The organism is Alteromonas lipotrueae, from assembly GCF_019249255.1.
Taxonomy (GTDB): Bacteria; Pseudomonadota; Gammaproteobacteria; order Enterobacterales; family Alteromonadaceae; genus Alteromonas; species Alteromonas lipotrueae.
On sequence record NZ_JAESDJ010000001.1, the window covers coordinates 622,353 to 648,781 of the forward strand.

Annotated in this window: 24 protein-coding genes and 1 tRNA gene; 19 read left to right on the top strand and 6 right to left on the bottom strand. The window is 43.6% G+C overall.

Translation table 11 applies throughout. The features are described 5' to 3' along the window. The first annotated feature begins 3 nt into the window (after window positions 1-3). The 8 genes from KYS23_RS02650 (at window position 4) to KYS23_RS02685 (ending at window position 4,712) form a co-directional block, all read left to right on the top strand. On the top strand, window positions 4-282 hold the full coding sequence (locus tag KYS23_RS02650) for a hypothetical protein (RefSeq protein WP_159529514.1): 279 nt from the start codon (window positions 4-6) through the stop codon (window positions 280-282). Continuing rightward, on the top strand, window positions 279-923 hold the full coding sequence (pnuC, locus tag KYS23_RS02655) for a nicotinamide riboside transporter PnuC (RefSeq protein WP_159529516.1): 645 nt from the start codon (window positions 279-281) through the stop codon (window positions 921-923). The genes KYS23_RS02650 and pnuC overlap by 4 nt, the downstream gene beginning before the upstream one ends. Continuing rightward, window positions 880-1,671, top strand: a complete 792-nt coding sequence (locus tag KYS23_RS02660) for a phosphotransferase (RefSeq protein WP_159529518.1) — start codon at window positions 880-882, stop codon at window positions 1,669-1,671. Before pnuC ends, KYS23_RS02660 begins: the two co-directional genes overlap by 44 nt. 115 nt (window positions 1,672-1,786) lie before the next feature. Continuing rightward, window positions 1,787-1,863, top strand: a tRNA-Trp gene (locus KYS23_RS02665). Between the two features lie 145 nt (window positions 1,864-2,008). Continuing rightward, window positions 2,009-2,695: a hypothetical protein gene (locus KYS23_RS02670; RefSeq protein WP_218418002.1), complete on the top strand. Its 687-nt coding sequence runs from the start codon at window positions 2,009-2,011 to the stop codon at window positions 2,693-2,695. 23 nt (window positions 2,696-2,718) lie between these two features. After that, the gene (rimI, locus tag KYS23_RS02675) at window positions 2,719-3,168 is read left to right on the top strand and encodes a ribosomal protein S18-alanine N-acetyltransferase (protein ID WP_159529522.1); all 450 of its coding nucleotides are present in this window, start codon (window positions 2,719-2,721) and stop codon (window positions 3,166-3,168) included. A 136-nt stretch (window positions 3,169-3,304) separates the two neighbouring features. Then, entirely contained in the window at window positions 3,305-3,604 is a 300-nt protein-coding gene (locus KYS23_RS02680; RefSeq protein ID WP_218395471.1) for a 2OG-Fe(II) oxygenase, read from the top strand. A gap of 172 nt (window positions 3,605-3,776) precedes the next feature. After that, window positions 3,777-4,712: a DMT family transporter gene (locus KYS23_RS02685; RefSeq protein ID WP_159529526.1), complete on the top strand. Its 936-nt coding sequence runs from the start codon at window positions 3,777-3,779 to the stop codon at window positions 4,710-4,712. 62 nt (window positions 4,713-4,774) lie between these two features. On the opposite strand, the gene KYS23_RS02690 is transcribed toward KYS23_RS02685, so the two are convergent. Next, on the bottom strand, window positions 4,775-5,662 hold the full coding sequence (locus KYS23_RS02690; protein WP_218418003.1) for a LysR substrate-binding domain-containing protein: 888 nt from the start codon (window positions 5,660-5,662) through the stop codon (window positions 4,775-4,777). A 109-nt stretch (window positions 5,663-5,771) separates the two neighbouring features. On the opposite strand from KYS23_RS02690, the gene KYS23_RS02695 reads away from it, so the two are divergent. The 3 genes from KYS23_RS02695 to argS all read left to right on the top strand — a co-directional run bounded on the left by KYS23_RS02695 (window position 5,772) and on the right by argS (window position 9,543). Further along, window positions 5,772-5,948, top strand: coding sequence for a hypothetical protein (locus tag KYS23_RS02695; RefSeq protein ID WP_218418004.1), 177 nt, complete (start codon window positions 5,772-5,774; stop codon window positions 5,946-5,948). A gap of 260 nt (window positions 5,949-6,208) precedes the next feature. After that, on the top strand, window positions 6,209-7,798 hold the full coding sequence (gene prfC / locus KYS23_RS02700) for a peptide chain release factor 3 (RefSeq protein WP_218418005.1): 1,590 nt from the start codon (window positions 6,209-6,211) through the stop codon (window positions 7,796-7,798). 14 nt (window positions 7,799-7,812) lie between these two features. Then, window positions 7,813-9,543 carry an arginine--tRNA ligase gene (argS, locus tag KYS23_RS02705; protein WP_159529532.1) on the top strand — a complete coding sequence of 577 codons (1,731 nt, stop codon included), beginning with the start codon at window positions 7,813-7,815 and terminating at the stop codon, window positions 9,541-9,543. Between the two features lie 104 nt (window positions 9,544-9,647). Here argS and KYS23_RS02710 read toward each other — a convergent pair whose 3' ends face one another. Next, complete coding sequence (locus KYS23_RS02710; protein WP_218395465.1) at window positions 9,648-12,836, bottom strand: EAL domain-containing protein; 3,189 nt, start codon at window positions 12,834-12,836, stop codon at window positions 9,648-9,650. A gap of 338 nt (window positions 12,837-13,174) precedes the next feature. Here KYS23_RS02710 and KYS23_RS02715 point away from each other — a divergent pair, with 338 nt between their 5' ends. Beyond that, a complete protein-coding gene (locus KYS23_RS02715) occupies window positions 13,175-13,756 on the top strand; it encodes an NADPH-dependent FMN reductase (protein WP_159529536.1) in 582 nt (193 codons plus the stop codon). Between the two features lie 42 nt (window positions 13,757-13,798). Here the strand turns inward: KYS23_RS02715 and KYS23_RS02720 are convergent, their stop codons facing one another. Then, a complete protein-coding gene (locus tag KYS23_RS02720; protein WP_218418006.1) occupies window positions 13,799-14,707 on the bottom strand; it encodes a LysR family transcriptional regulator in 909 nt (302 codons plus the stop codon). Between the two features lie 96 nt (window positions 14,708-14,803). Here KYS23_RS02720 and KYS23_RS02725 point away from each other — a divergent pair, with 96 nt between their 5' ends. The 6 genes from KYS23_RS02725 (at window position 14,804) to lysS (ending at window position 20,774) form a co-directional block, all read left to right on the top strand. Beyond that, window positions 14,804-16,015 (top strand): TauD/TfdA family dioxygenase, encoded by a 1,212-nt coding sequence (locus KYS23_RS02725; RefSeq protein ID WP_159529540.1) that lies wholly within the window; start codon window positions 14,804-14,806, stop codon window positions 16,013-16,015. Beyond that, a complete protein-coding gene (locus tag KYS23_RS02730; RefSeq protein ID WP_159529542.1) occupies window positions 16,015-16,635 on the top strand; it encodes an HD domain-containing protein in 621 nt (206 codons plus the stop codon). Before KYS23_RS02725 ends, KYS23_RS02730 begins: the two co-directional genes overlap by 1 nt. Window positions 16,636-16,762: 127 nt before the next feature. Next, window positions 16,763-17,377, top strand: a complete 615-nt coding sequence (locus KYS23_RS02735) for a DUF6515 family protein (protein ID WP_218395463.1) — start codon at window positions 16,763-16,765, stop codon at window positions 17,375-17,377. Between the two features lie 94 nt (window positions 17,378-17,471). Next, window positions 17,472-17,909, top strand: coding sequence for a DUF2177 family protein (locus tag KYS23_RS02740; RefSeq protein ID WP_159529546.1), 438 nt, complete (start codon window positions 17,472-17,474; stop codon window positions 17,907-17,909). Between the two features lie 184 nt (window positions 17,910-18,093). Beyond that, window positions 18,094-19,192 (top strand): peptide chain release factor 2 gene (gene prfB, locus KYS23_RS02745; RefSeq protein WP_126871927.1). Its coding sequence is split into 2 segments (ribosomal slippage): window positions 18,094-18,168 and window positions 18,170-19,192, totalling 1,098 coding nucleotides; the frame shifts between segments, so codons are not numbered across the junction. Window positions 19,193-19,217: 25 nt separating this feature from the next. Continuing rightward, window positions 19,218-20,774 (top strand): lysine--tRNA ligase, encoded by a 1,557-nt coding sequence (gene lysS / locus KYS23_RS02750; protein WP_159529548.1) that lies wholly within the window; start codon window positions 19,218-19,220, stop codon window positions 20,772-20,774. A gap of 54 nt (window positions 20,775-20,828) precedes the next feature. On the opposite strand, the gene KYS23_RS02755 is transcribed toward lysS, so the two are convergent. Genes KYS23_RS02755 through KYS23_RS02765 form a run of 3 tightly spaced genes read right to left on the bottom strand, consistent with a single transcriptional unit; the run spans window position 20,829 to window position 23,308 of the window. Continuing rightward, window positions 20,829-21,938: a ketopantoate reductase family protein gene (locus KYS23_RS02755; protein ID WP_220100241.1), complete on the bottom strand. Its 1,110-nt coding sequence runs from the start codon at window positions 21,936-21,938 to the stop codon at window positions 20,829-20,831. Between the two features lie 8 nt (window positions 21,939-21,946). Then, window positions 21,947-22,750 (bottom strand): pseudouridine synthase, encoded by an 804-nt coding sequence (locus KYS23_RS02760; RefSeq protein ID WP_218395457.1) that lies wholly within the window; start codon window positions 22,748-22,750, stop codon window positions 21,947-21,949. Next, window positions 22,751-23,308 carry an Hpt domain-containing protein gene (locus KYS23_RS02765; protein WP_218418007.1) on the bottom strand — a complete coding sequence of 186 codons (558 nt, stop codon included), beginning with the start codon at window positions 23,306-23,308 and terminating at the stop codon, window positions 22,751-22,753. It abuts the gene before it with no gap. A 231-nt stretch (window positions 23,309-23,539) separates the two neighbouring features. Between KYS23_RS02765 and KYS23_RS02770 the strand changes: the two genes are divergently transcribed. After that, entirely contained in the window at window positions 23,540-26,377 is a 2,838-nt protein-coding gene (locus tag KYS23_RS02770; protein WP_218418008.1) for a M16 family metallopeptidase, read from the top strand. Window positions 26,378-26,429: the final 52 nt, after the last annotated feature.

Here is a 26,429-nt window from a genome sequence, read left to right on the forward strand (position 1 = left end):
GCTATGCAAGTCATGGTTGAGCTATCGCTATACCCACTAGTGGGGGAATACATAGAACCTATCCAACAATTTATCGATCGCTTGAATAGCTACGGTAATATTGGCGTATTAACGACTTCTACCAGCACGCAGGTATCCGGTGATTACGGACATGTGATGGCTATTCTTGGTAAGGAAATGCAGCGAACTCACGAAGAGGTCGGGCAGGCAATTTTTGTGGCTAAGTTTTTAAACTACGATGCCATGCAGGCCAATAAGCAAGCCAGAAAAGCTGAAGCATGAGTGCATTTTTTACTGAGTTTTTGTCGCAGATAGCAGCTACATCAACACTGGAATGGTTGGCGGTAGTGCTTGCCATTGCCTATGTGCTGCTGGCGGCTAAGCAGAACAGCTGGTGTTGGCTTTGTGCCTTCGCCAGCACGGCTATTTATACTTGGCTGTTTTGGCAGGTGACGTTGCCGTTCCAGTCCATGCTGAATTTTTTCTATATGATAATGGCGGGCTATGGTTATTATCAGTGGTCAAAAGGGGGGGACGAGGGGACAGAGAAGCCGGTACGTTCATGGCCGCTATGGATACATCTTACGATAGTCCCTGTGCTGTTGTGCTGTGCGTGGGGATTATCTCAATTAGTGACTTCCCAATTTAATAGTGATCATTTACTGCTAGATGCGAGTATCCATTTGTTGAGTGTAATTACCACTTTTATGGTGGCACACAAAGTTCTACAAAATTGGATTTACTGGTTTTTTATTAATTTGGCCTCCGCTTTTCTATACTTTCAAGTGGGGATGGCATTATCAGCATGCTTGTTCCTTGGGTACGTAGGATTTTCTATTTTTGGGTATCTACAATGGCTAGCACAGTGGAATAAGCAAGATGAAACCGGAAACTATCATTCCGCTTTTGAAAGAAGCACTTAATTTATCTGATTCAGCCACAGTGGAACGTCACCCCGCAGGCTTGGTAAATCAGGTGTACCATCTCAAAGACCATGATCGTGGGTTTGCCGTTAAATGGGTGGGAGAAGATGCATTTAGTGGCATCGACAGATTCCATCAATTTGTTTTGCAACAGCAACTTGCAGAGCGAGGCATTGCGCCAAAGCCTATTTGGTTAAGCGACGATGAATTAATTTGGGTAGAACAATGGGAAGAGGAAGCCGATCCTCATCCCAGTATTCGTTCTCCCGAAGCGTTAGCATCAGTACTTGCCCGTGTCCACGGGCTGCCAATTACTGCTAGACCACTCAATTTATTTTCTCGTTGGTTACACTATATGCATACCGCAGGGTTAAAAGCGGGAGATGTACTTTTCGAACGCGCTATTCAACTTCGTGCAAGTTTAGTGGAAAGTGAAGGCAATACAGATGACTATGTACTGTGTCACAACGACTTACTTGCTCATCACGTGGTTCGCGATTCCACTCCTTTTATTGTTGATTGGGAATACTCAGCCATGGGTAATCGCTATTTCGATGTAGCAGGATGTGCAAAGATTAACGCAATGAGTGAGGCGGAAATACAGGCATTAGCCATCGCCTATGCAAAAGAAGTTGGTAAAGATGAGGATGAGGTGCTAGCGCAAGTTCATCTTCACAGGGAAATTGTTAACATGACTAACGATTTATGGCTGGCAGCGCTTGAGGGTAATAAGCAAAATGCAGGGTAATACACGCTTTTTGTTTGTTTTCACAGCGCTTTGTTTGTTTAATAAGCGGTAGTGCATAAGGTAGTAGAAAAATGCTTTACCTTTTAAATGTCATCCGTATAATGCACAGCGCGCTAGGGGTGTAGTTCGAATTGGTAGAACAGCGGTCTCCAAAACCGATGGTTGGGGGTTCGAGTCCCTCCACCCCTGCCACTTTCCCTTCTCGTTTTCTAAATTCACTTTTATCATCATTTACTTTTCTTAAGCTAAGTTAAATTCAGTAAGTTAATCATTCTGTATCTGCCATTTTTATTCTCGTTACTATACAATGTTAAGTAATTAAACGAGGTTGGATTTTATGTCGCTTTCTACTTTTCAGCGTGCTGTGCTGCAAGAAATGGGGATCCCTGTATGGGTGAACCAGTCATCGCTGCAAGATGAAAACTCGAGCTCAGTTGCGGCTAATGTTGCTAGTAAGCGCTCTGCCAATGCTTCTTTTGCAACGGCTAATAGCCATTCACCAGCTATGCCTTCTAATGAAGAAAAGCAAAGTCGGTTGGCACAACTTCGTGCGCAGGTATCATCAGACTCGTCCAAAGCCTCTGGCCAAACTAAAGCAGCTGGCCAGAACGCCAGCGGTTCGCGAGCAGAACCGTCAGCGCAATCACTGTCGTCAGCGGCACCGCAATCTGTAACAAACACCGCAAGCAAGAATGTATTAAAATCAGAGTCTATTAATTCATCGAGCCAATCATCCAGCTTTTCATCCAATTCTGCTTCAAGTGGAACAGCTGCTATGGTTGAATTAACCCAAGTACAGCGATTACAGGGTAAACAGTGGCTACAAGACTTAGATGTTGCGCTAGCGTATCTCCAGCTATCATTAACCAGTACTCAGGTAAAGATAGGGCAAGCTGTAGCAGTAACTTACGATGGCATCGTTTTGCCTTCAGCGCCTCACTTGCTAACGGCGGCAATACAAAAGCAGCTGTGGAAAATGCTTTGTGCTTTATCCAACAATGCAAGTTCGCCTGAAGCGCTTTAAATTCCCTAACTCGGTTGTCTATTTTGCATATCCAATTAATTTCAGATACAAGTAGTGCGGGCGCATTAGCGCAAGCCTACGGTATTCACGAAGCGTCCCAATTTAAACCTTGGTCTTTTGAAACATTCGTTGATTGCACCACTACCCCTTATTTTGGTGTCCTTGCCATAAAGGACGACCAAGTAGTAGGCTATGCATTGGTGCTTGAAGTTCTAGATGAAGCAACCTTAATGGATATTGCAGTAAACAAATGTTGTCGCCAAGAAGGGATAGGGCGGGCGTTAGTGGAGTACGTTAAACAGCACGCTCAGCATAACGGAATGACATCAATGTGGTTAGAAGTTCGAGCCAGTAATGTGGGGGCAATTAACCTTTACGAAAATACTGGCTTTGAACATATCGAAGTAAGAAAAGGCTATTACCAAACGGCTACGAGTAAAGAAGACGCCAAAATAATGAAGGCTTCCTTTTAAACAGAACACGCTAAACAGAACACACAATCGCACAAGTTATACCTTCTCGATCTACCTGTACACTTACGTTCCATATCTGTTTTTTGAGACAATACCACCCAATATTTACTTTGTTAAAACTAACTAAAGAGGATAAATGCCAAAGGTTATCAATCGGGAGATTGTGCGATTTAAAAGGTTTGCAATTAATCTGGTGACCTACCCTGAAGGGCACCGAGTAATGAGACACAACGACCCTGTTAGCGAAGGAAAGTACTATAAGTTTAATGTGGTATTGAAGCAGCCAAAAGTAGGTGGGGTGTTTTGTGCCGACAAGGTTATTTTTAACTTATTTAATCGGGTATATTTCTTTAGGCCTGATTTGTATAGCCATAGTGTTACGCCCATTCAACAAGGCCATCGCACACTATTGTCTGTGGCAATATTATTACCTTAACCTAATCTTTAGTTACCTTGGCTCTCATGCGCGACAAGGCCCCTAATTATGTCGTTAAGGTCTATATCCGGTTTTGCGTAATTCACGTATATTGCGCGGCTCAGTGAAATTTCACTTACCGTTTTTATTTTAGTGAAATAGCACACGCTTTTTCATCTTATAGGTATCAAATATGTCTTCTGCGTTGCCTCCTTCGTCAGTTCAAGCAAAAGGCATTAAAATGCTAACTGTTTCGGTGTTGTGTTTAGGCTTAAGTTGGCCTGCAATGAAGCTAGGTTTAGATTCTGTAAGTGCATATTGGATGGTAGCACTTAGGCTATTATTTGCGTTGCCTGTTATTGCTTTGTTCGTGTTTATCACCAAAAAACGATTACCTATTTTTTCACGCCCCGACCGCGCTGTCATCTTTACGGTAGCGATGGTACAGTTTATTGGCTCTATGGGGTTAATTACGGTGTGCTTACAGTATATTCCCGCCGGTACCGCGAGTATTTTGATTTACACCACGCCACTGTGGATGCTGGTGATTGATACGGTGTGGTATCGACAGCGACCAGCAGCAAAACGTTTTGTACTGACGAGTGTCTCTACAATTGGCGTAGGTTTAATTCTGTTCGCGTCGGGCCAGCCTGGAGCTTGGTTACCTTTGTTTGGCATGCTATTGGCTTCAGGCTTGTGGGCAGTGTCTATAAGGCGAGTATCATTTCACAAATGGCATGGCAGTGTTATCGATGCGGTGTTTTGGCAATTCGCGTTGGCCGGTGTGGTAATGCTAGCGATTGCGTGTGCCATTGAGGGTGTCCCCAACTTTGCTGAATACGGCATGCGAGGTTGGTTGGCGCTATCTTATATTGGGCCAATTGCCACCGGTTTAGGTTTTGGTCTTATGGTGTCTGCTGGGCCAAAGCTTCCGCCTGAGCGTATAGTGCTTATCAGCACACTTACGCCTATCATTGGTTACGTAAGCTCGGTGCTTTTACTGGGTGAAATCTTGCTGCCAATGGTGATTGTTGGCGCCACCGTTATGCTTTGTGCGCTGACCCTCAATGCGTTACCAAAGTCGGCATTAAAAAAATTGATATCAAAGGTGCCCGGGCAAACTAAATAAATAGGTAAACAGGGCGAACAAATAAGCTGGTGTTCTGTTATACCTGTACTAAAACGAAGTCGCTATAGCGTGAGGCGTGGTTGTATAAAATCTAAGAAAGCCGAGATGCGTGAAGATACTGCACTGTTTCGGTAGTACACCGCTTGTACAGGTTCTCGGTTGTTTGGTGTAAGTAAGTGCTTGCCTAATACGCTGACAAGTTTTCCGTTTTTTAAATCATTTGCCACCATAAAGTGTGACAGTAGGGCAATACCTTGGCCTGCCAAGCATAGTTGCCTAATGGTTTCCCCACTAGATGCCTTTAAATCGAAGTTAAGTTTAACCTCTTCTGATAAAGGCCATCGGTTCAAGCTTGCGCTACTGGAAAACCCAATGAGTCGATGTTTGCTCAATGAAGACAGTGCAACATCAACGTTCGAGCTAGAGAGGTATTCTGGACTTGCCACTATATGAAGCGCGCTTCGCCCCAAGTTTTTTGCATGTAGGTTAGAATCGCTAAGGTCACCGATTCGAATGGCAATATCGGTTTTGTGTTCAAGTAAATCAATAATATTGTCGTGACTGGTGATATCGAGTTTTATTTGTGGATACGCTTCCCGAAATTCGCCTATCAACGGAGTTATCTGATGCAGCACGAAGGGGCTTGCAGCATCTATTCTTAATAATCCAGAAGGTTTTTGGTTTAGCAAACGTAGCGCTTCTTCGCCTCTTTCTAACAAATTCAAACTATCACGGGCGTACTGTAAATAGACTAACCCTTCTTCGGTTAGCTCTAATCGGCGGGTGGTACGATTGAGTAGGGTGACATTAAGCACACCTTCTAAACGCCCCACAGCGCGAGACACTTTAGCCACTTGCTGGCCGAGCAATTCAGATGCGCGAGAAAAGCTGCCAGTATCTACAACGGCAACAAAGGCTTCGATATCTTCGGTTTTGGCATTAACACTCATTTATTAATTCTAACTTTATCAAAAGTGACAAAAATAATTCTTCATTATTGCTATTTTTCTAGGCGAAAACAATCTGTATCCGGCATATCGCATTTGGCATATGTTCAATATGGAAAATAGCGGCGCAAGTTGTTTGGTACAGGTTGCACCGCCTGATGTTAATATCGCTTACGCCAGTGCGCTTATCCCCGTTTTATCACTGCTTTTAAGAGTAGGCTCATCAGCACATCCATCACCGCTTTCATCACCACTTAAATGCAGAATTTATCCATCTGGCAGTATTTGACTGTGAGTTAGTAGAAAAACGTCCGCAGAGCGTGTTTTTAGCTGCCACAAATGTATAATAAGCGGCATTTTTATACTCCCTCAATGCTTTCCACTTTTTGGGGGCCAATTAAGGCTTCAAAGAGGAAGGCGTGATGCTTGGTGTCCCTTCGTTATCTTGTAGGTAAAAGCAAGTAGCGACAGTAAGACGGTCACTAAGCAAAGCGAGTAAATACTCAAGACTGAAGTACCACTACGGGTACGAAACGGGACCGATTTTTCATGGCAAATGCCGATTTTCTTAACGAAATCAATAAGCGAAGAACATTCGCTATTATCTCGCATCCAGATGCGGGTAAAACCACAATTACTGAAAAAGTACTGTTGTTCGGAAACGCACTGCAAACTGCAGGTACGGTAAAAGGTAAAAAGTCTGGCCAACATGCTAAATCAGATTGGATGGAGATGGAAAAAGAGCGTGGTATATCTGTAACTACCTCTGTAATGCAATTTCCTTACAACGATCATCTGGTTAACTTACTTGATACGCCCGGACACGAAGATTTCTCGGAAGATACCTACCGTACGCTTACCGCAGTAGATTCTTGCTTAATGGTTATCGATGCCGCGAAAGGGGTAGAGGATAGAACCCGTAAGTTGATGGAAGTCACTCGTTTACGTGACACACCTATCCTAACCTTTATGAACAAGCTCGACCGCGATATTCGCGATCCACTAGAAGTGATGGATGAGGTTGAGAGCGAACTCGATATTCTTTGCGCACCTATTACCTGGCCAATCGGTTGCGGTAAAAGCTTTAAAGGGGTTTATCACCTTTATCGTGATGAAACCATTTTGTATCAAAGTGGCCATGGGCACACTATTCAAGACGTTCGTATCTTAAAAGGGCTAGATAACCCTGAACTTGAAGATGCCATTGGCAGCGACCTAGCTGAAACCTTACGTGACGAGCTAGAGCTTGTGCGCGGTGCATCAAATGACTTTGATAAAGAGCTCTTTTTAGACGGCCAGCTTACGCCAGTATTTTTCGGTACCGCATTGGGTAACTTTGGTGTCGATCATATGCTTGATGGCATGGTTGAATGGGCACCTGCGCCCCAAGGCCGTGAGACCGACGAAAGCCCAGTTGAATCGACAGATACCAAGTTCAGTGGTTTTGTATTCAAAATACAGGCGAACATGGATCCTAAGCACCGCGATCGTATCGCGTTTTGCCGTATTGTGTCTGGCAAGTACGAGAAGGGCATGAAAATGCGCCACTCACGACTTGGTAAAGACGTGCGTATTTCTGATGCATTAACCTTTTTAGCCGGCGATAGAGCCTTGCTTGAAGAGGCGTATGCGGGAGATATTATTGGCCTGCATAACCACGGTACCATTCGAATTGGCGATACCTTCACCTCAGGCGATAACTATCGCTTCAGTGGTATTCCTAACTTCGCACCAGAATTATTTAAGCGCATTCGATTGCGAGATCCGCTAAAACAGAAGCAATTGTTAAAAGGCCTTATCCAGCTTTCTGAAGAAGGTGCAGTACAGGTATTTAGGCCACTTGCCAATAATGACCTAATTGTAGGTGCGGTAGGTGTGCTTCAGTTTGATGTGGTCGTCGCCCGCTTGAAGGCAGAATACAATGTTGATGCGTTGTACGAGCACATTAACGTAAATACAGCCCGATGGGTGTACTGTAAAGACGAGAAAAAGCTGGATGAGTTCCGCCGCAAGGGGGAGCAAAACCTTGCACTAGATGGTGGCGATAATCTTACGTATATCGCACCTACTAGAGTGAACTTACAGCTGTCTCAAGAACGTTTTCCAGACATCGAATTTAAAAACACGCGCGAAAATTAAGATAAAGAACAACTATGAATATACATGCATTATTAATTAATCGATTTAGTGAAGCTTTAGAAACAATGGGTGTTGAAAACGCACCTATTCCAGTATCGCGCAGTGCTCGTCCTGAATTTGGGGAATATCAATTCAATGGCGCAATGGCGTTGGCAAAACAGCTTAGACAAAAGCCTCGCGATATTGCAGAAAAGGTTGTTGAGATTGTAAAACTTGACGATGTAGCCAGTAAACTAGAAGTGGCTGGCCCTGGCTTTATCAATGTCCATTTGAACAACGAGTGGCTGGCAAATCAGTGTGAGCTAGCGCTACACGACCCACGCATTGGCGTAGCGAAATCGCCAGAGCAAACCGTAGTGGTAGATTACTCTTCTCCAAACCTAGCTAAAGAAATGCACGTAGGGCACCTACGTACCACCATTATTGGTGATGCTGTGGTGAAGGTATTAGAGTTTTTAGGCCATAAAGTCATTCGCCAAAATCACATGGGTGACTGGGGTACGCAGTTTGGTATGTTGCTGGCGCATTTGTCAGACAAACTGGAACAAGAAGTTGCTGAAACGGCGTTATCCGATTTAGAAGACTTTTACCGTGAAGCCAAAGTGCGTTTTGATGACGAAGAAGGCTTTGCCGATCGTGCCCGTGAATACGTGGTTAAGCTTCAAGGCGGTGATGAAAAATGTCTGAGCTTGTGGGAAAAATTCATTGATGTGTCTATTGCACACTCTGAAGACGTTTATAAGAAATTAAACGTAAGCTTAACCCGTGCTGATATTATGGGTGAGTCTGCCTATAACCACGATTTAGCTAACGTGATAAGCGAGTTAAAAGAAAAAGGTATAGCAGTAGAAGACCAAGGCGCTCAAGTAGTATTTATTCCTGAGTTGGCCGACAAAGAAGGCAATCCTGCGGTTTACATTGTACAAAAATCCGGTGGCGGATATTTATATGCCACCACAGACTTGGCCGCCATGCGCTATCGTAGTGGTACGTTAAACGCCGACAGAACTCTTATTCTTACTGATGCTCGCCAAGCGCTACATTTCAAGCAAACCGAAATAGTAGGTCGTAAAGCCGGCTTTATGGAAACCACCCAAAGCTATGAACACTGCCCATTTGGCATGATGTTAGGCAGTGATGGTAAGCCGTTTAAAACCCGTACCGGCGGTACCGTTAAACTGGTTGAATTATTAGATGAAGCAGTAGAACGTGCAGGTAAATTGATTGCCGAGCGTGACAACGACTTATCAGAAGACGAATTAGCGGAAGTTGCTCGTAAAGTAGGTATCGGCGCAGTAAAATATGCCGATTTAAGTAAAAACCGTACCACTGACTATATGTTTAACTGGGACACCATGTTGAGCTTCGAAGGTAATACTGCCCCGTATTTGCAATACGCTTACACGCGGGTTAAAAGCTTATTCAGAAAAGCAGGTGTTGCTATTGAAACCATGCCAGTAGATATCAATATTGTTGAAAAACAAGAACACGCATTGTCGGTTCTGTTATTGCAGTTTGAAGAGGTGGTAGGCTTGGTATCACGTGATGCCACGCCACATGTGTTGTGTACATACTTGTACGAACTAGCTAGCGCCTTCATGAGCTTCTACGAAGCCTGCCCAATGTTAAAAGACGGCATTGAACTGGAAGTGCGAGATAGCCGTCTGGCCTTATCAGCACTTGTGGCCAACACGTTAAGCCAAGGATTGAACTTACTTGGTATAGAAACATTGGAAAAAATGTAATTCAGATAGCATAAGCGTATCGACTGAATATTTGCGAATGCAAATAATCAGCATGCGATGCCTATGTTGGTACTTAAAAAGGCTGGCACTCGTGTTGGCCTTTTTTATGCCTCGTTATCGAGAAGCTGTGGGGTAGGAGATTTCCACTCGGTTTTAGTGGACCAATGTGCGATCCAGTCAGGCATTTCTGTGGCGGGCATAGGCCTAGCAATCCCGTATCCTTGTGCCAGCTCGCAGCCCAACTCTAACAGTGATGTACCATGAGCAATGGTTTCCACCCCTTCAGCAATAACACTGCGGTTAAACGATTTAGCTAGCGCTATTACCCCCACTACAATGGTTCTATCTTCAGGATCGATTAACATATCACGCACAAAAGTTTGGTCTACCTTGATGACTTTTGCCGGCAATCGCCTTAAATAAGTGAGAGAGGAATAACCTGTTCCAAAGTCATCAATGGCGAAAGTCACACCAAGCTTTACACAATCATCCATAATTTCCGCTACTTTCTTGATATCACCTAGCTTACTGGTTTCCAATACTTCTAACTGAAACGCTTCAGGGGGAACATTGGGTACTTTAGCCAGCAGACGAGATAAGCGAATAGGAAAGTTTCTTTGCTGTATCTGTAACGCAGAAATATTCACACTAATGGGAATATGCACGCCTAATTGCTTCCAGCGACTAAATTGCTGCAATGACTCTTCGATAACCCATTCGCCAATGTCTATACTGAGTTGGTGATTTTCAATAAAAGGTAAAAAAGATGCAGGGGAGAGTATGCCTTTAACGGGATGCTTCCAGCGAATAAGGGCTTCTGCGCCAATAATTTCTCCGGTGCGCATATTTACTTTCGGCTGGTAGTAAAGCACGAACTCTCTGTTGTTTAGGGCTTTCGCTATGCTCTGGAGTATTTCATGGCGGGCTTTTATCGCGTCTTCAGACTCTATATCAAAAAGGTGATAGCAATTTTTGCCTTTCTGTTTTGCCACATACATCGCTTGGTCGGCGTGGCGGATAAGCTGGTCGGCATCGGTATTATCTGCAGGATATACAGTCACTCCGATACTGGCAGATACTTTAAGTTGATGCTCACCAATTTTAACCGGATCAGATGCTACTCTGAGCATATTCTTAACGATAGCGGCAAAATCTTGGGGTTGTTTTAGGTTTGCCAATACCGCAACAAACTCGTCTCCACCAAAGCGTGAAATGGTATCGCTGTTTCGTAGAGTTCCTTTTAAGCGATGGGCCAAAATGACAAGTAGTTCGTCACCTACACTATGACCAAAGTTATCATTTATTTCTTTGAAACCATCTAAATCGAGTAGCGCTACTGCCACAAACCCTCTGTCAGATTTACATTGGGCCAGTGCTTTGTCTAATCTCTCAGCAAGCAACGAGCGGTTAGGCAAATTAGTTAATACGTCATAATGTGCCATATGCTCTAATTTATATTGCTGTTCTTTCGCTTCAGAAATATCGCTAAATATAGCAATATAGTTCTTAACATTGCCTTCATCGTCATTGACTGCGCTCACGGTTAATAGTTGAGCGTAAACTTCATGATTTTTACGTTTGTTCCAAATTTCTCCTGCCCAATAGCCTTTACTGATAATAGATGCCCATAGGTGTCTATAGAACTCGGGAGACTGTTTTCCCGACTTGAACATGCTGGGCTTTTTACCTAACACTTCATTTCGCTTATAGCCTGTTATATCAACGAAGGTTTTGTTCACATCTATAATGTTAGCACTGCTATCTGTGATAAAAATTCCTTCTCTTGCGTGAGAGAAAACACTTGCTGATAGTTTAAGCTTTTCTTCTAAATGCTTATTCTTAGTAATATCTTGAACTAATGAGGTTACGCTTATTACATTGCCAGTCAGATCAAGAATGGGTGTGCTATACCATTCACAGATAATGGTATGGCGTAATTTGGTAACGTTTTTATTTATTTTTCGCTTTGGCGCCTTTTTCTTCAGCAATTGAGCGAATGCGTCGTCTATTTCAGTTCGAAGTTCAGGAGGTATAATGAGATCCGAGGCATGTTTACCAATCGCCTCCTCTTTTTTGTAGCCAAAAATATGTTCTGCTGATTTATTCCAATCGGTACAGATAAGCTGAGTATCCCAGGCAATGCACCCTAAAGGTGTATTTTCGATATGACTTGCTAATATATTTTTACTTTCCAGTAAGGAAGCTTGGCTATCGATAAGCCGTTTTTCTGCCTCTAACCGTGTTTTTGCCATAGAGGTAAAGCGTTGCTGTAATTTAACCAACTCGACACTACCATGTAGAGGTGCGTCGCTTACGTCTTTGCCTTCAGCAAGGGCTTTAGTTGATTGAAGCAAGGTGCGAATTGGTTTTAGTACGTTTCTTCGTACGCCCCATACAGAGACTCCCACAAGTAACATGACTATCGCGGTCAAAATACCGGCCGTTTTAATCAGACGCTCATTAATAATTTCAAGTGCGTGTTTAAGAGGAATGCCCACCGTAATATTTATTTGCTTGCCATCTTCAAATAATGGGCGTTTTACATATACCCGTTCATAAGGGTCATTACTAATAAAAGCGCTATTATCAAATGCAGTATTTGAGTTTTCTATTGCTGTGCTGGAGATATGTAATGGGGTCCCTAAGAGGTTATTGTTGGTCGGATATGCGGCAACAATTTTATTCTCGCTATCGGTAATGTAAGCAACGGTATTATCGGGTAAATGAGACTCTGAGAGTGTTTCACTCCACCATTCCAGTGAGATAACCGCTACTACTAACGCCACCACAGTATCGCTTGTGGCGTTCATTACCGGATAAGCAAAATTCACGCTGGTAAGGTTAGTTGCTCGGTCTATTTGAAACTCACCTATCGAAAATTCTCGTGTAGCTAGCGCCTCTTGAATGTATGGGCGATCGAAGACGTTTACGGGTGTTTTCATGGGGCGGGCGTTACACAGTAGTTCGCCATCTGCCCTTGGTACACCAAGGTTAATATAGTTACTATTTACCTTAAGTACATCGGCAAGAAAAGCACTGCATGTTTGGGAGTTCGGCTTTTTAACCGCGTCGAAACTGGATAGGTTTTGTAGAAAAATACGTGTTTTATCAATTAGCGTAGATTGAAATTTCGAGGTTGCCTTGGCGGTATTAACCGATTGGCTTATTGCCGCTTCTATAGCGCGCTCTCTTTCAACATATGAGTCGTAAAAAACGCCAATCAACCCTGGTAGGGCAACCATAATGATGAGGAGAATTATTCTCGACTGCAATGTCTGAAAAAGGTACGCCATGTAATTTTTCTAAATCCATTTCACGAAGGTGACTACGAAAAAGAAACGTTTTTTCGTAGTGTATAACCTTATTGAGCAGTACGTGATTTTCAAAACACACTGACAATCTGAGTAAGTATAGTAACAATACTATAAAAACGTTAACTATGATTAAAGTATTGCTTTAACTAAATTTTATTGAGTGCGTCACGACATGTTTACTCATAGAGTAGGGAACCATTTTACAGTAATGTTTAATTAACAGGCTAGGTATTCGCATTTTTTTGCCTAATAATGTAGTAATGTAACTCGCAACGGTACGTTAAATTTGTAATGGCACCAATACAGGAATTTATATTATGACGAAGCTACTCGCTTTTGCTGGCAGCACACGAAACGGCTCCTTTAATCAAGCTATACTCGGTATTGCGGCCGAAGGGGCGCGGGAGTCGGGGGCTGAAGTTACGGTCATCAATCTAGCCGACTACCCCATGTCTATCTTTAATGAAGATGAAGAAAAAGTGTCTGGTGTGCCAGAAAATGCGAGAGCCTTCAAGCAGCTGTTAACTGAACATGATGGTTTCTTAATTGCTTCTCCAGAGTACAATTCGAGTTACCCCGCATTGCTTAAGAATGCTATTGATTGGGCTAGTCGAATGGAAGAGGGCGATAAACCCATGCAGGCTTTCAAAGGTAAAACGGCAGGGATTATGGCTGCTTCCGCTGGTGGCCTGGGAGGAATGAGAGTACTGGTGGTTTTACGCATGCTGCTGGCAAACATAGGCGTTACGGTGTTACCTGCACAACTTGCTGTAGCCAAAGTGAATACCTTAATGGATGACAATGGCGTAGTGACCGACGCGAAAACCATTAAACAACTTAAAAATTTGGGTAAACAAACCGCTGAATTAACGATGAAAATGACCGCTCACGTTTTGTAGCATTTCTTTTTAGGCAATGAGCGAATAACATTCGCTCATTGCCTAGTCCTTCTCTGTTTCTTTGATAAACCACCTGATTACATTGCCTATTGCAAAGTTAGCGTATTGGTCTGAGCAAATCTGATACCCTCGTATTTCCGATTTTAATCGTGGCCCTAATTGAATGAGTTTCCCATCAACGATAAAGGGGTTAATTAACCCTTCCCAGCCTAAGCAAAGGCCATGTCCACCAATGGCCGCTTCAACAATAAGGGGGTAATTGTTGTAACGAAATGAAATTGGGCTAGAAGAAGGCTTCACATTTAATGCTTGTGCCCAGCGTTGCCAATTTAACCACCTAAAATCATCTACATCTTTATGCAGTAAAGGAAGGTTTCTGAGGTCACTAAGCATATGGCCTGGCTTTAAACCGTGTTTAACAGCGAAATCGGGTGAGCAAACCGGAAAAACCTCTTCGGGAATTAACATCTTTTCAAACTGATATTTACCAATTTCTGATGAGAAATGAAATAAGATATCTGCATGTGCAGTAGTAAGATCACTTAAACTATTGGTTGGTTGGATTTCAAAGAGGTAATCAGGAAAGGCTTGTTGTAAACGTTGTAGCCTAGGCATTATCCAATGAAATGCGAAGCCGAAATATGCATTAATAGATATTTTAGTTTTTGTTTCTCGAAAATCTTCTCGTGCGTTATCAGTAGCACGCAAAATAGATGATGTAGAGCCTCTTAACTCATTGTAATACTTAAGTCCTTCGATGGTAGGTGTAACGGGTTTCTTACTGCGATCAATTAAAATTCCCCCTACTATATCTTCCAGTGCGCGAATTCTTTGGGACACCAAAGGCTGTGTTATACCAAGATCTTCAGCTGCTAATGTCATAGAGCCATGTCTTACTGTAGCTTCAAAACACAATAAGCCGTTAAGTGTCGGTAACTCAGATTCTTTCATTATTACTAATTTGCATGTTAGCTATAAGGCTTTGCTACTGTAATATAAACCATGATTACTTGATACTCCTCCCGTTGATTTTTAAGGGAGATTCTCGTGCAGCAAATAGACTATGTTATCAATGAGGCGAATGCTTCCGTTTCAGCGACTGTAAATGGACAACACTATCCTTTACCTGCGTTGTGGCTACGTGAGCGTTGCCAAGATTCAGCAAGCCTAGATAAAACCACCAAACAGCGTTTTTTCGACCCACATCAATTGGATGAGGGTGTATCGCTGATTAAGGTAGAAAAGAAGCACAATCGGTTAGCTAATCTTACGTTTAGCGACGGGTATACAGGTGAGTACGATTTAAATGAGTTCGCTGCCGATTTCGACGTTTGGGACGGTGCGCCTAACGATATATCGTGGAAAAGCGACGTGGATAAATCATTATTTCATATTGATCTCGCCACATTGAAATCACAACAGGGGTTAATTAAAGGAATAGAAATATTCTTAACCTACGGGGTGCTTATTGTTGATAACGTGCCTACTGAGTCTGACGCAGTATTGGAGGTAGCAAACCTATTTGGCCATGTTAGAGAAACTAACTTCGGTAAGTACTTCGAGGTATTCACCCGTCCTAACTCAAACGATCTTGCTTATCGTTCAGTGCCTTTAGGGCCTCATACTGACAACCCTTATAGGAATCCTATGCCAGGCATTCAGCTTCTACATTGTTTGGAGAATCAGACTACAGAAGGCTTGTCGACATTGGTTGACAGTTTGTCTGTACTTGAACAGTTGAAAAAAGAAGATCCGGAAGGCTTCGCCTTGCTTTGCAAAGTTCCTGTTCGTTATCGCCACTACGACAGTGATGTTGATTTGATAGAAAGACGAACCATGATTGAGTCTGACTCTAGTGGCAGAATTACCGGTATTGCCTATAGTCCGCGATTGGATTACCTGCCGCTTTTACCCGAAGACGAAATGGTTATCTTTCATCGTGCCCGTAAACGTTTGGGGCAGTTGTTGTGTTCGCCTGAATACGAGTGGCGCTTCAGATTGGAGCCAGGTCAGCTGCAGATGTTTCACAATACCCGAGTGTTACATGGTCGCACAGGGTTTGATCCCAGTGAAGGGCTTCGTCATTTGCAGGGCGCATACATCGATATTGATGCACCAAAAGGCCGTTACAACGCGCTTAAAAGAAAGCATCGTGCAGCCCGTACCAACGATGAACTAGAAACAAAAAGTACGAACGGTGAGTTTAAAATAGCTAATACCAAGTCTACAGCAGAAACAGCAGAGATAAGAGGTAAGTGATGGAAACTGTTCAATTTCGCCAGATGAAAGACGGAACAAAAGAAGAGTATTTGTTTCTTACCAAACATGAAGATGAGTACGCGACAGGCTTGCCCGATAGAATTTTGGAAGCGCTTAAAAATTTAGAGAACACCTTATCGGGCTATCAGGTTTCACGACTTGGACACTCACTGCAATCAGCAACTCGTGCTGAAGCCGATGGCGCCGATGAGGAAATGATAGTAGCGGCACTTATTCATGATCTTGGTGATGACTTAGCGCCGCACAATCATTCGCAATATGCGGCTTCAATTTTACGCCCCTATGTACGACCTGAAGTGACCTGGATTATTAACCAGCATGGGTTATTTCAAAACGTTTATTACGCCCATTTTTTAGGGGGTGATCCGAATGAGCGCGAGTATTTAAAAGATCACCCTTGGTATCAAGCCTGTGTGGATTTTTGTGAAAAGTGGGATCAATCGTCCTTCGATCCTGATTACCCTACAAAACCACTATCACACTTTGAACCGTTAGTTAGAAAGATATTCTCTAGACCCGCATTCGACTCCAAATATGTGGGTGAACAAACTATGGGAAAAAGTGCGGTTGATATCGCCATGTCGGGGACGAGTGAGTAAAAGGGATAAGCTGAGTAAATGTTAGGTAAAGGTACAAGAAGATCTGTTCTTGTATTGGTCTATACCCCCATATAACTAAGTACACGGCATTGTCGCCGTACTCTTAATTTGTTGGGAGTAATACTTTATGAACCTATACTTAATACCCATATTCTGCTCAATCATCCTACTAAGTGCATGTGCGGCGCCGTTGCATGGCGGCGGTGCGCGTGACGGCTTTCACGGTGGAAATGCAGCAGTAAGTATAGGTGCGGGCATTGCGGCGGGCGTTGCTGTTGCTGTGCTTGCATCTCCGCGATATGAGCCGGGGTATAGAGTGAGACATTTACCTAAAGACGCAGCTTTCATTCGTCACCAAGGCATAGACTATCGATATAGAAATGGTGTGTATTATCGCAAAATGGGAGGCGATTTTACGGTAGTGATCCCACCCCCTGGTGTCATCATTCACACCTTGCCTGATCATCTTGATACTATTTTTGTCGATGGGAAAACCTACTATGTTGTAGAAGGGGTGTATTACAAACGAATAGATGGTGAGTATATCGTAGTGAAAGCACCTGTAGAGTGGTCGCGAGTAGAAACCGCTGTGTATGAAGCAGCTAAGCATTATGATGCACTTCCTGAAGGTGCGAAGCCAGTTAAAATCAATGGCACTCAGTACTTTTTGTTCGGCGGTTTATATTTTCTGCCCCAATCATCTGAAGGGAAAGTTAGCTATCTAGCGGTAAGATTGAACTAGTGTTGTGAAGGTACTAATTTTTCATATTGCTATTTTATTCATAGACATGACAAACTGAAAACCTAACGCTAGTTTATGAATGGAACGCGAGTTCATGCTACAAAAAATCATTGTATTTTCTTCCAGTATTATGCTTTCGATACTGGCCATTTTATTGTGCTTTGGTGTGCTAGATGCGTTATGGCTAGGGTGGATAGCCCGAGACTGGTATACCACTGAAATGGCGAGCTTACTGAGGGAAAACTATATTACCTGGCCTTGGGTGGTGTTCTATTTAATGTATGGTTTTGTTGTCTTTGTATTAGCCGTAGTGGCGAACATAGATAAACCACTTTACTACGCAGGTATTGATGGAGCGTTGCTTGGGCTCGCCAGTTATGGTGCTTATAACCTAACCAACTACAGTATTGTTGAAGGTTTTACGCTGTTTATTACTGTAGTGGATTGGGCTTGGGGCACCTTCTTAACCAGCGCAAGCGCAATGGCGGGCTGGGCTGGATTTCAATTTATGAGAAAAACCAATAATAGTTAACTTCAGGCAGTTTTCTTGCTTTACTAAAGGCGTCATTCTCGGCCTTTTATGGCGCGTTTCTAATGATTAGACAGGCAGTGAAACTAATACCCTGAAAACCTGCCTTTTATTTCGTTAACCTCTATCAAATTTCGTCCAAATTCGGTACTATCCGCGGTCTTATTTTACAGTTGATACGCGGACTATGTTTGAAGTAAACCCCGTTACCAATGCGATAAAAGATATCCGCGAGCGCACCGACGCGCTTAGGGGGTACCTTTGACTTTGATGCAAAGTCAGAGCGCTTAGAAGAAGTTAACCGAGAGCTTGAGAGCTCCGAGGTATGGAACGAGCCTGAACGCGCACAAGCGTTAGGCAAAGAAAAGGTGGCCTTAGAGCTGGTTGTAGAAACGATTCACAACCTTGAGCAGGGCACCGAAGACGTTGAAGGTTTGCTTGAACTCGCCGTTGAAGCAGAAGATGAAGAAACTTTCGATGAGGCCAACAAAGAACTAGAAGGCCTGCTGGAGCAACTTGAAAAGCTTGAGTTTCGCCGCATGTTTTCACAACCTAATGATGCCAACGATTGTTATATTGATATTCAATCTGGTTCTGGCGGTACAGAAGCGCAAGACTGGGCGAATATGCTCCTTCGCATGTACCTTCGTTGGGGGGAAGCCCACGGCTTTAAGACCGAACTTATTGAAGTGTCTGATGGCGATGTCGCAGGTATTAAAAGTGCCACCTTGCGTATTGCAGGGGAATATGCTTTTGGTTGGTTGCGTACCGAAACGGGCGTGCATCGCTTAGTGCGTAAGTCACCTTTTGATTCAGGTAACCGCCGTCATACGTCGTTTTCATCAGCGTTTGTTTATCCTGAAGTGGATGACGATATCGATATTGATATAGACCCTTCAGATTTACGTATTGATACTTACCGCGCATCTGGCGCGGGTGGCCAACACGTAAACAGAACAGATTCAGCGGTACGTATTACTCATGAACCTACAGGTATTGTAGTGCAGTGCCAAAACGACCGCTCGCAGCATAAAAACAAAGATCAGGCGATGAAGCAACTGAAAGCGAAACTCTACGAGTACGAGCTTCAAAAGCAAAACGCCGAGAAACAAGCGATGGAAGACAGCAAGTCAGATATCGGGTGGGGAAGTCAAATTCGTTCATACGTACTAGACGACTCTCGTATTAAAGATTTGCGTACTGGCGTGGAAACACGCAACACTCAGGCCGTGCTAGATGGTGGCCTGGATAAATTTATCGAAGCCAGCCTTAAATCAGGGCTGTAATCCGAACAACGAAAGTGAATAGGTTATGACTGACCAACAAACCGACGAAAATAAATTAATTGCTGAGCGCCGAGCAAAACTAAGCGCAATTCGTGAGCAGTGCCGTGCAAATGGCTTCCCAAACAGCTTCCGTCGTGAAAACTATGCTGACGAACTTCAAGGCAAGTTCGGTGAACTAGATAAAGAAACCTTGCAAGAGCAGGGCAATAAAGTAAGCATTGCTGGCCGTATTATGGCTAAGCGTGGCCCGTTTATGTTGCTACAAGACATGACTGGTCGCATTCAAGCTTACGCTGATAAAGATACCCAAAAAGCCCTTAAAGCGCAGTACGGTGCGTTAGATATTGGTGATATTATTGGTGTTGCTGGTGTATTGCATAAGTCGGGTAAAGGCGATTTATATGTGAACATGGAAGAGTATGCATTGCTAACGAAAGCACTGCGCCCTCTACCAGAGAAGTTCCATGGCCTAAGCGACCAAGAAACCAAATATCGTCAGCGTTACGTTGACCTTATTACCAGTGAACAAACGCGCAAAACCTTTATGATCAGAAGTAAGATTGTAAATGGTATTCGTAACTACCTCACCCAGCGCGACTTCCTTGAAGTAGAAACGCCTATGCTGCAGGTTATTCCCGGTGGTGCAACTGCAAAGCCGTTTGTTACTCATCACAATGCGTTAGACATTGATATGTACTTGCGTATTGCCCCAGAGCTTTACTTGAAGCGTTTAGTAGTAGGTGGTTTCGAGCGCGTGTTCGAAATTAACCGTAACTTCCGTAACGAAGGGCTTTCAACACGTCATAACCCAGAGTTCACTATGTTGGAATTTTATCAGGCCTATGCTGATTTCAATGACCTGATGAACTTAACAGAAGACATGTTGCGTACTCTTGCCGAAGATATTTTAGGTTCTAGTGTTATTACTAACACCAACAAAGATACTGACGGTAACGTGGTTTCAGAAGTGCAGTACGACTTTGGTAAGCCGTTCGAGCGCTTAAGTATGGGCAACGCTATTCTTAAATACTGGCCAGAAGCCAATGAAGCCGCTATTCGCGACCCAGAAGCTAACCTTGATGCACTTAAAGCCATGGCGAAACAGCTGCATATTAAAGAGCCTGAAGTTGACGGTATTTGGGGCGCTGGTAAGTACTTGTGTGAAATCTTCGAAGCCACCGCAGAAGAGAAGCTTGAACAGCCTACGTTTATTACAGAATACCCGTGGGAAGTATCGCCTCTTGCTCGTCGTAACGATGAAAACCCATTCATTACTGACAGGTTTGAATTCTTCGTAGGCGGCCGTGAGCTTGCTAACGGTTTCAGCGAGTTAAATGACTCTGAAGATCAAGCCAAGCGTTTCTCTAAGCAAGTGGAAGAGAAAGATGCCGGCGATGATGAAGCAATGCATTACGACGAAGATTACATTCGTGCGTTAGAGTATGGTTTACCGCCTACGGCCGGTGAAGGTATTGGTATTGACCGTTTGGCTATGCTATTTACTGACAGCCCAACGATTAAAGACGTGATTTTATTCCCGCATATGAAACCTGAAGTTTCAAAAGGCACCGAAGAAGAATAAGCTGCGCAAATGACGTTATACTTAGCTAACGTTATAAAAAACAGCTCACAGCACTTAGGCTAAACGCGCTTTGACTTGTTGTGTAAGAAGGGTATTGAGGGGAACTTCAATACCCTTTTTTTGTGCCATTTTGACAATGTAGCCATTAATGGCTTCAATCTCGGTTTGCCGATGATTTAGCACGTCTTGATGCATGCTGGAGTAATTACTGCCAGTAAGGCCAGCAACGTTGATTACTTGTTGTTCGATTTTATTAGCATCAAAACACTGACCACAGGCGTTTGCCACTTCAGCAAATTCTTCACAAAGCGTTTTGCGTTCTTTCGCAAACTGCTCATCAGCAATATGGCTATTTGTCACATTATTTAGGGCAGTTAATGGGTTTATCACCACATTAATCGCAAGCTTGGCCCACAAAGCTTTCATGATGTCAGTTTGATAACTCACTGGTGGAAGTAGCGCATATAAAGTGTGACACACACTTTTCGCCCACTCAGGCATAGTGAGTTGTTTGTGCGAAACCAAATGGGGGGCAATACCAATCTGGGTGGCGCCCACACCGGTGTAAATAACCTGAGTTGTCGTGCGCTTCATCGCCCCATGGCTGGTGGTCGCAAGCAGCAATGGTTGCTTGGCTGGCAATATAGATGTCGCTATTTCATACCCACCCATACCATTGTGTAGAAGCACTACAGGGGTACTTTTATCGATTAATGGCAGCCATTGAGTAAGCGCGGTTTTCAAGTGGTGCACTTTTAAAGGCAATACCAAAATATCGTTAGGCGAAAGATGTGGCTTGTTACTGTTGATTTGCGTAATGGGGTATTCGGTACCGTCAGTCCATTCTATTAACAAGGGGGTGGGTGTCTCATTGTTATTTTTTAAATAGGGTGTGGGTGTCTCAGTTTTAGATGGCTCAAATTTAGGTTTCCCTATACTCGCATTCTCTACTTGAAATACTGAGTTTCTTGGGTAAAGCGCGTAAGGAATTGCTTGTTTTTCTGCAGCCCCTGCGAGTAAAGAACCAATAGCGCCACTGCCCGCAATGTGGATTTTTTTTATTTCGAGCTGCTCAGTCTTAAAATTGCCTTGTGCCTGCGAGTTGCCCTCACCCAATAGGTTTTCTGTTTTTTGCACGCCTTGCCTGGCCTTTTTACCTTTCATTTCTTACATCAAGCCTTGCTAACTAACTGTAATAAAGAAGGGGCAATTACAGGCCAATTAAAGCTATCTGGCTCAGGTAATTCAGTAAGCCAATTGCTTACTTCACTATCAGTAAATAAATCACCAGAGAGTATCGGCGCTTTGACTAAAATAGTGCGAGAGGGGAGGGGAATGCGCAGCCAGCCAGCATGTAAATGTAATCTATCGGATGGTGCACCGCTGTAAAGTGTGTCGCCAAGTATCGCTGCACCCATACTCTTAAGAGCGACTCGAATTTGATGGGTTTTACCTGTAAGCGGTTTTACGATAAATCCGCGATAGCCAGGTTTAGCAGATTGACTAAAAAACTGGGTGACTGCAGGGTTATCTTTGCTTTTAAGCAGCATGAATTGGCCGCCGCGGCGGTTTTTCATATCGCCTACAATGGTACCTTGTTTCTTTTTCGGCTTGTCGGCACTAATGGCTAAGTAGTATTTGCTAACTCGACGGGATGCAAAGGCCTCACCAATAAGTGCTGCTGTTTGGGTATTTTTGGCTAAGCACAAACAGCCAGAGGTACCGGTATCTAAGCGATGACAAAGGTGAAGTTGACTAAAACCAGTTTGTTCGCGAAGCAGGCTAACAATACCTAATGCATGTGTGTCTATATTACTGATATAACCCGAGTCAGCGCTTCCACCGGTTTTTATGTTCTCACCAGTTCCCGTGCTCTCAATATTCGTAGTATTAGCATTGTCATGCATGGCAATGCCGGAGGGCTTGTTGACGATAAGCACATCGTTATCGTCAACTAAAATAGGTATTTCGCTCACTTAGGCTTTTTCAAGTAGGGCGATGGCTTCGTCGTAGTCTAGTTCGTCTACCGCGTCTTCAATTCCTTGCTTTGTTTCAGGCGGTAGCGAAAGTGCGCTTAACCATTCATCAAGCGTCGATTGAGAAATGAACTCACTGGCCTTTAATGCAGCCATAAATTGCTCACGAGCTTGGGTAGCAACTGCGCTAGTTGCTTCAGGCGCAGCGGGCTCAGGAGTTGCCGATAGTGCATCTATAGCCGCTATGGTTTCATCAACAAGAGCAGAAAAACTGGCGTAGTCATCAGGAAGGCATTTGTCGTTTCTAACGCTTGCTTCAACGGGTTTACTGGCGTGATGCAACGCAAATAGCCCCAAGTTACCTGCTACACCTTTCAGCGTATGGATTAAAGAGTATGCCTCGTCGAAATTTTCTTCTTTCACTAATCGCTGTAAATCATCGTTTGCTGAGCGATATTCATCTGAAAACTTATTCAATAAGGTTAACAACAGTGTTTTATTACCACTTAGTTGAGACATGCCAAATTCAAAATCTAAGACTGTTGCGAGCTGATCCATGTAAGTTCCTTTAACTACGTTTTTTGTTCTGTGTTCACTGCCAGTGTATTTCAGAATTTTATAAATTAATACAATGATAGCAAGTCAGAGCAAGTAAAGCGTTAAAAAGTCTGGTAGTCTTCGATGAAACGTATGCCCCAGGCCATTGTCTCAACGGTTGTATTATTATAGACGCTAGTGTGATGCGAGTTAAATGCATTATAAAAGCGAGGCCACCTAGAAGGATCCAGCATGTCAGGAAGTTTGGCGTTTCGCCTTATTGTTGCAGTTTTTGCTATTAGCGTACTTAACGGATGCCAACGGGCAAACGTAGATACCCCCGCCGATAGCTCCGCAGTTACTATCCCCTACGAAAAGTACACGCTCAGTAATGGATTAACGGTTATTCTTCACGAAGACCATTCAGATCCCCTCGTTCATGTAGATGTGACTTACCACGTAGGCTCTGCGCGTGAAGAAGTGGGTAAGTCTGGTTTCGCGCACTTTTTCGAGCATATGATGTTTCAAGGCTCGAAACACGTGGCAGATGAACAGCATTTTAAAGTGATCACCGAAGCCGGCGGAAGTTTGAACGGCTCGACAAATACCGACAGAACTAATTACTACGAAACTGTGCCGGCTAACCAACTCGAAAAGGTGTTGTGGCTAGAAGCAGACCGTATGGGGTATTTGCTTGAAGCGGTAAACCAAACTAAATTTGAAAATCAACGTGAAACCGTTAAGAACGAGCGTGCTCAGCGAGTGGATAACCAGCCTTACGGACTAAGGCATGAACTCAATGGCGAAGCAATGTATCCAGAAGGGCACCCTTATTCATGGATGACCATTGGTTACGTTGAAGACTTAGACCGCGTTAACGTGAACGACCTTAAAGCTTTTTTTAAACGCTGGTATGGGCCAAATAATGCAGTGTTGACCATAGGTGGTGATATAAATACTGCCAAAACCAAAGCATTAATAGCCCAATATTTTGGTGATATTCCAAAAGGACCTGAAGTAAAAGATCCTGAACCACAGCCTGTGACCCTATCTGAAACACGCTATATGACGTTAGAAGATAAGGTGCACCTGCCGTTGCTACAAATTACTTTTCCAACCGTTTATGCGCGTCACCCTGATGAAGCACCATTAGATGTGTTATCCGACATACTAGGTGGCGGTAAAACGTCTTTGTTTTATAAAAATTTAGTGAAAGAAGGCATGGCTGTCCAAGCAGTCGTGTCACACCCGTGCCGCGAGCTGGCCTGTGAATTTCAACTAATTGCGTTAGCTAACCCCGCAAAAGTCCAGTCACTTGATGAACTTCACCAGGTAATAGAAGCCACACTGGCTGAATTTGAAATCCGCGGTGTAAAAGCCGACGATTTAGCGCGAACCAAAGGTAGTATTGAAGCATCAACAGTATTTGGCTTACAGAGTGTAGCTGGCAAAGTGACTGCGCTAGCGGCCAATGAGACTTTTTATCAAACGCCAGACTTAGTGTCTGAAGATATCGCGCGATATAATTCTGTGACCGCTGAAGACGTGATGCGTGTGTATAAAAAATATATCAAAGGCGCCAATAGTGTGGTGTTGAGTATTGTGCCTAAAGGCCAGCCTCAACTTCAAGCGGCAGAGCCTACCTTTGAACGTCCTGTACGAACGTTACCCGAAACTGAACCTGATGATCACGAATATACATCTTCACCATCTAGTTTCGATAGAACTATACCGCCTAAAGCAGGCGAAGCGCCTATCGTCACGGTACCGGATTATTGGGAGCGTGAACTCAGCAATGGCGTAAATGTAATGGGGGTGACTGTGAGTGAGACACCCACTGTCACATTAACCCTTAGCATGGATGGCGGTATGTTGCTAGACGCTGAGGGTAAAGCGGGTACAGCGTACCTCACCGCGTTAATGATGAATGAATCTACGCAAAACTACACGAATGAAGAATTAGCGAACGAACTTGCTAAGTTAGGCAGTTCAATTCGATTTAGTGCGGCAGGACGATACTCTCAGGTCTATGTATCTACATTAACTAAAAACGTGATGCCAACCTTGGCACTACTTAAAGAGAAGTTCTTCAACCCTGCTTTTGCACAAAGTGATTTCGTTAGAATGAAAGAGCGAGTGTTGCAAGGCTTGCAACAGCAAGCGAAAACGCCATCTAGTTTGGCTCGCCGCGCCAGAGATTTAGTATTATTCGGCGCAGATAATCGCGTAAGTTTACCTGATGAAGGCACTATTGAAACCGTGCAGGCCATCACACTTGACGATGTGAAGCAGTTTTATAACCAGTACTACTCTCCGAGTAAAGCGAGTGTCGTAGTCGTTGGCAATATGAGTTCTGATGCGGTAGTAGATGCATTAGATTTTGTGGCGCAATGGGAAGGTGAGGCATATACCTTTGAAGATTATGATGCATTCCCTTCCTACGATAAGAATCAGGTCTTTTTAATAAATAGCCCTAGTGCGGTTCAATCTGTAGTTTATATCGTTAAACGCAGCTTACCTTTCGATGCAACTGGCGATTACTTTAAATCTCGTTTAGTTAACTTCCCACTGGGGGGCGGCTTTAATAGCCGGATAAATCTGAATTTGCGCGAAGATAAAGGCATTACCTATGGCGCGAACAGTGCGTTTATGGGAGGCAAAACGTTAGGTTGGTTTGAAGTTGGAACCGATCTTACTGCTGCGAATACAGCCGAAGGCATTTCTGAAGTTTTTAAAGAAATAAATCAGTATATCGATAACGGCGCGACAGGCGAAGAAATTCAATTCATGCGTAATGCGTTTACGTTAAGCGATGCGTTAGAGTTTGAAACCCCCAATAGTAAGGCGCGCTTTCTTCGTCAATTGCAAAGCTATGGACTTGAAAAAGGCTACAGAACAGAGCAAATTGAGATAATTAATAGCATTAGCAAAGACGAAATTAACGCACTGGCTAAGCAGTATTTATCGACAGATACGCTGCAAGTTATCGTTGTTGGCGACAAAAATGCGATTCTTGAGCAACTGGAGTCGTTAAATATGCCGATCATCGAATTATCAGTAGATACCAATAGTAGAGAACAGATAAACTAAGTGCCTGATAGCAAGTTATCAGCAATGGTGACTTGAATTTAATATGTTGTTC

Excerpts from the sequence above, each read along its gene's own strand:
- KYS23_RS02690 (WP_218418003.1), bottom strand. The coding sequence starts at position 5,662 with ATGAGTGTTAATGCCAAAACCGAAGATATCGAAGCCTTTGTTGCCGTT.
- KYS23_RS02710 (WP_218395465.1), bottom strand. The coding sequence starts at position 12,836 with ATGGCGTACCTTTTTCAGACATTGCAGTCGAGAATAATTCTCCTCATC.
- KYS23_RS02755 (WP_220100241.1), bottom strand. The coding sequence starts at position 21,938 with ATGAAAGGTAAAAAGGCCAGGCAAGGCGTGCAAAAAACAGAAAACCTA.
- KYS23_RS02695 (WP_218418004.1), top strand. The coding sequence starts at position 5,772 with ATGGAAAATAGCGGCGCAAGTTGTTTGGTACAGGTTGCACCGCCTGAT.
- prfC (WP_218418005.1), top strand. The coding sequence starts at position 6,209 with ATGGCAAATGCCGATTTTCTTAACGAAATCAATAAGCGAAGAACATTC.
- KYS23_RS02765 (WP_218418007.1), bottom strand. The coding sequence starts at position 23,308 with ATGGATCAGCTCGCAACAGTCTTAGATTTTGAATTTGGCATGTCTCAA.
- KYS23_RS02715 (WP_159529536.1), top strand. The coding sequence starts at position 13,175 with ATGACGAAGCTACTCGCTTTTGCTGGCAGCACACGAAACGGCTCCTTT.
- argS (WP_159529532.1), top strand. The coding sequence starts at position 7,813 with ATGAATATACATGCATTATTAATTAATCGATTTAGTGAAGCTTTAGAA.
- KYS23_RS02770 (WP_218418008.1), top strand. The coding sequence starts at position 23,540 with ATGTCAGGAAGTTTGGCGTTTCGCCTTATTGTTGCAGTTTTTGCTATT.
- KYS23_RS02680 (WP_218395471.1), top strand. The coding sequence starts at position 3,305 with ATGCCAAAGGTTATCAATCGGGAGATTGTGCGATTTAAAAGGTTTGCA.
- KYS23_RS02685 (WP_159529526.1), top strand. The coding sequence starts at position 3,777 with ATGTCTTCTGCGTTGCCTCCTTCGTCAGTTCAAGCAAAAGGCATTAAA.
- KYS23_RS02740 (WP_159529546.1), top strand. The coding sequence starts at position 17,472 with ATGCTACAAAAAATCATTGTATTTTCTTCCAGTATTATGCTTTCGATA.
- KYS23_RS02670 (WP_218418002.1), top strand. The coding sequence starts at position 2,009 with ATGTCGCTTTCTACTTTTCAGCGTGCTGTGCTGCAAGAAATGGGGATC.
- lysS (WP_159529548.1), top strand. The coding sequence starts at position 19,218 with ATGACTGACCAACAAACCGACGAAAATAAATTAATTGCTGAGCGCCGA.
- pnuC (WP_159529516.1), top strand. The coding sequence starts at position 279 with ATGAGTGCATTTTTTACTGAGTTTTTGTCGCAGATAGCAGCTACATCA.
- KYS23_RS02720 (WP_218418006.1), bottom strand. The coding sequence starts at position 14,707 with ATGAAAGAATCTGAGTTACCGACACTTAACGGCTTATTGTGTTTTGAA.
- KYS23_RS02660 (WP_159529518.1), top strand. The coding sequence starts at position 880 with ATGAAACCGGAAACTATCATTCCGCTTTTGAAAGAAGCACTTAATTTA.
- KYS23_RS02730 (WP_159529542.1), top strand. The coding sequence starts at position 16,015 with ATGGAAACTGTTCAATTTCGCCAGATGAAAGACGGAACAAAAGAAGAG.
- KYS23_RS02735 (WP_218395463.1), top strand. The coding sequence starts at position 16,763 with ATGAACCTATACTTAATACCCATATTCTGCTCAATCATCCTACTAAGT.
- KYS23_RS02650 (WP_159529514.1), top strand. The coding sequence starts at position 4 with ATGCAAGTCATGGTTGAGCTATCGCTATACCCACTAGTGGGGGAATAC.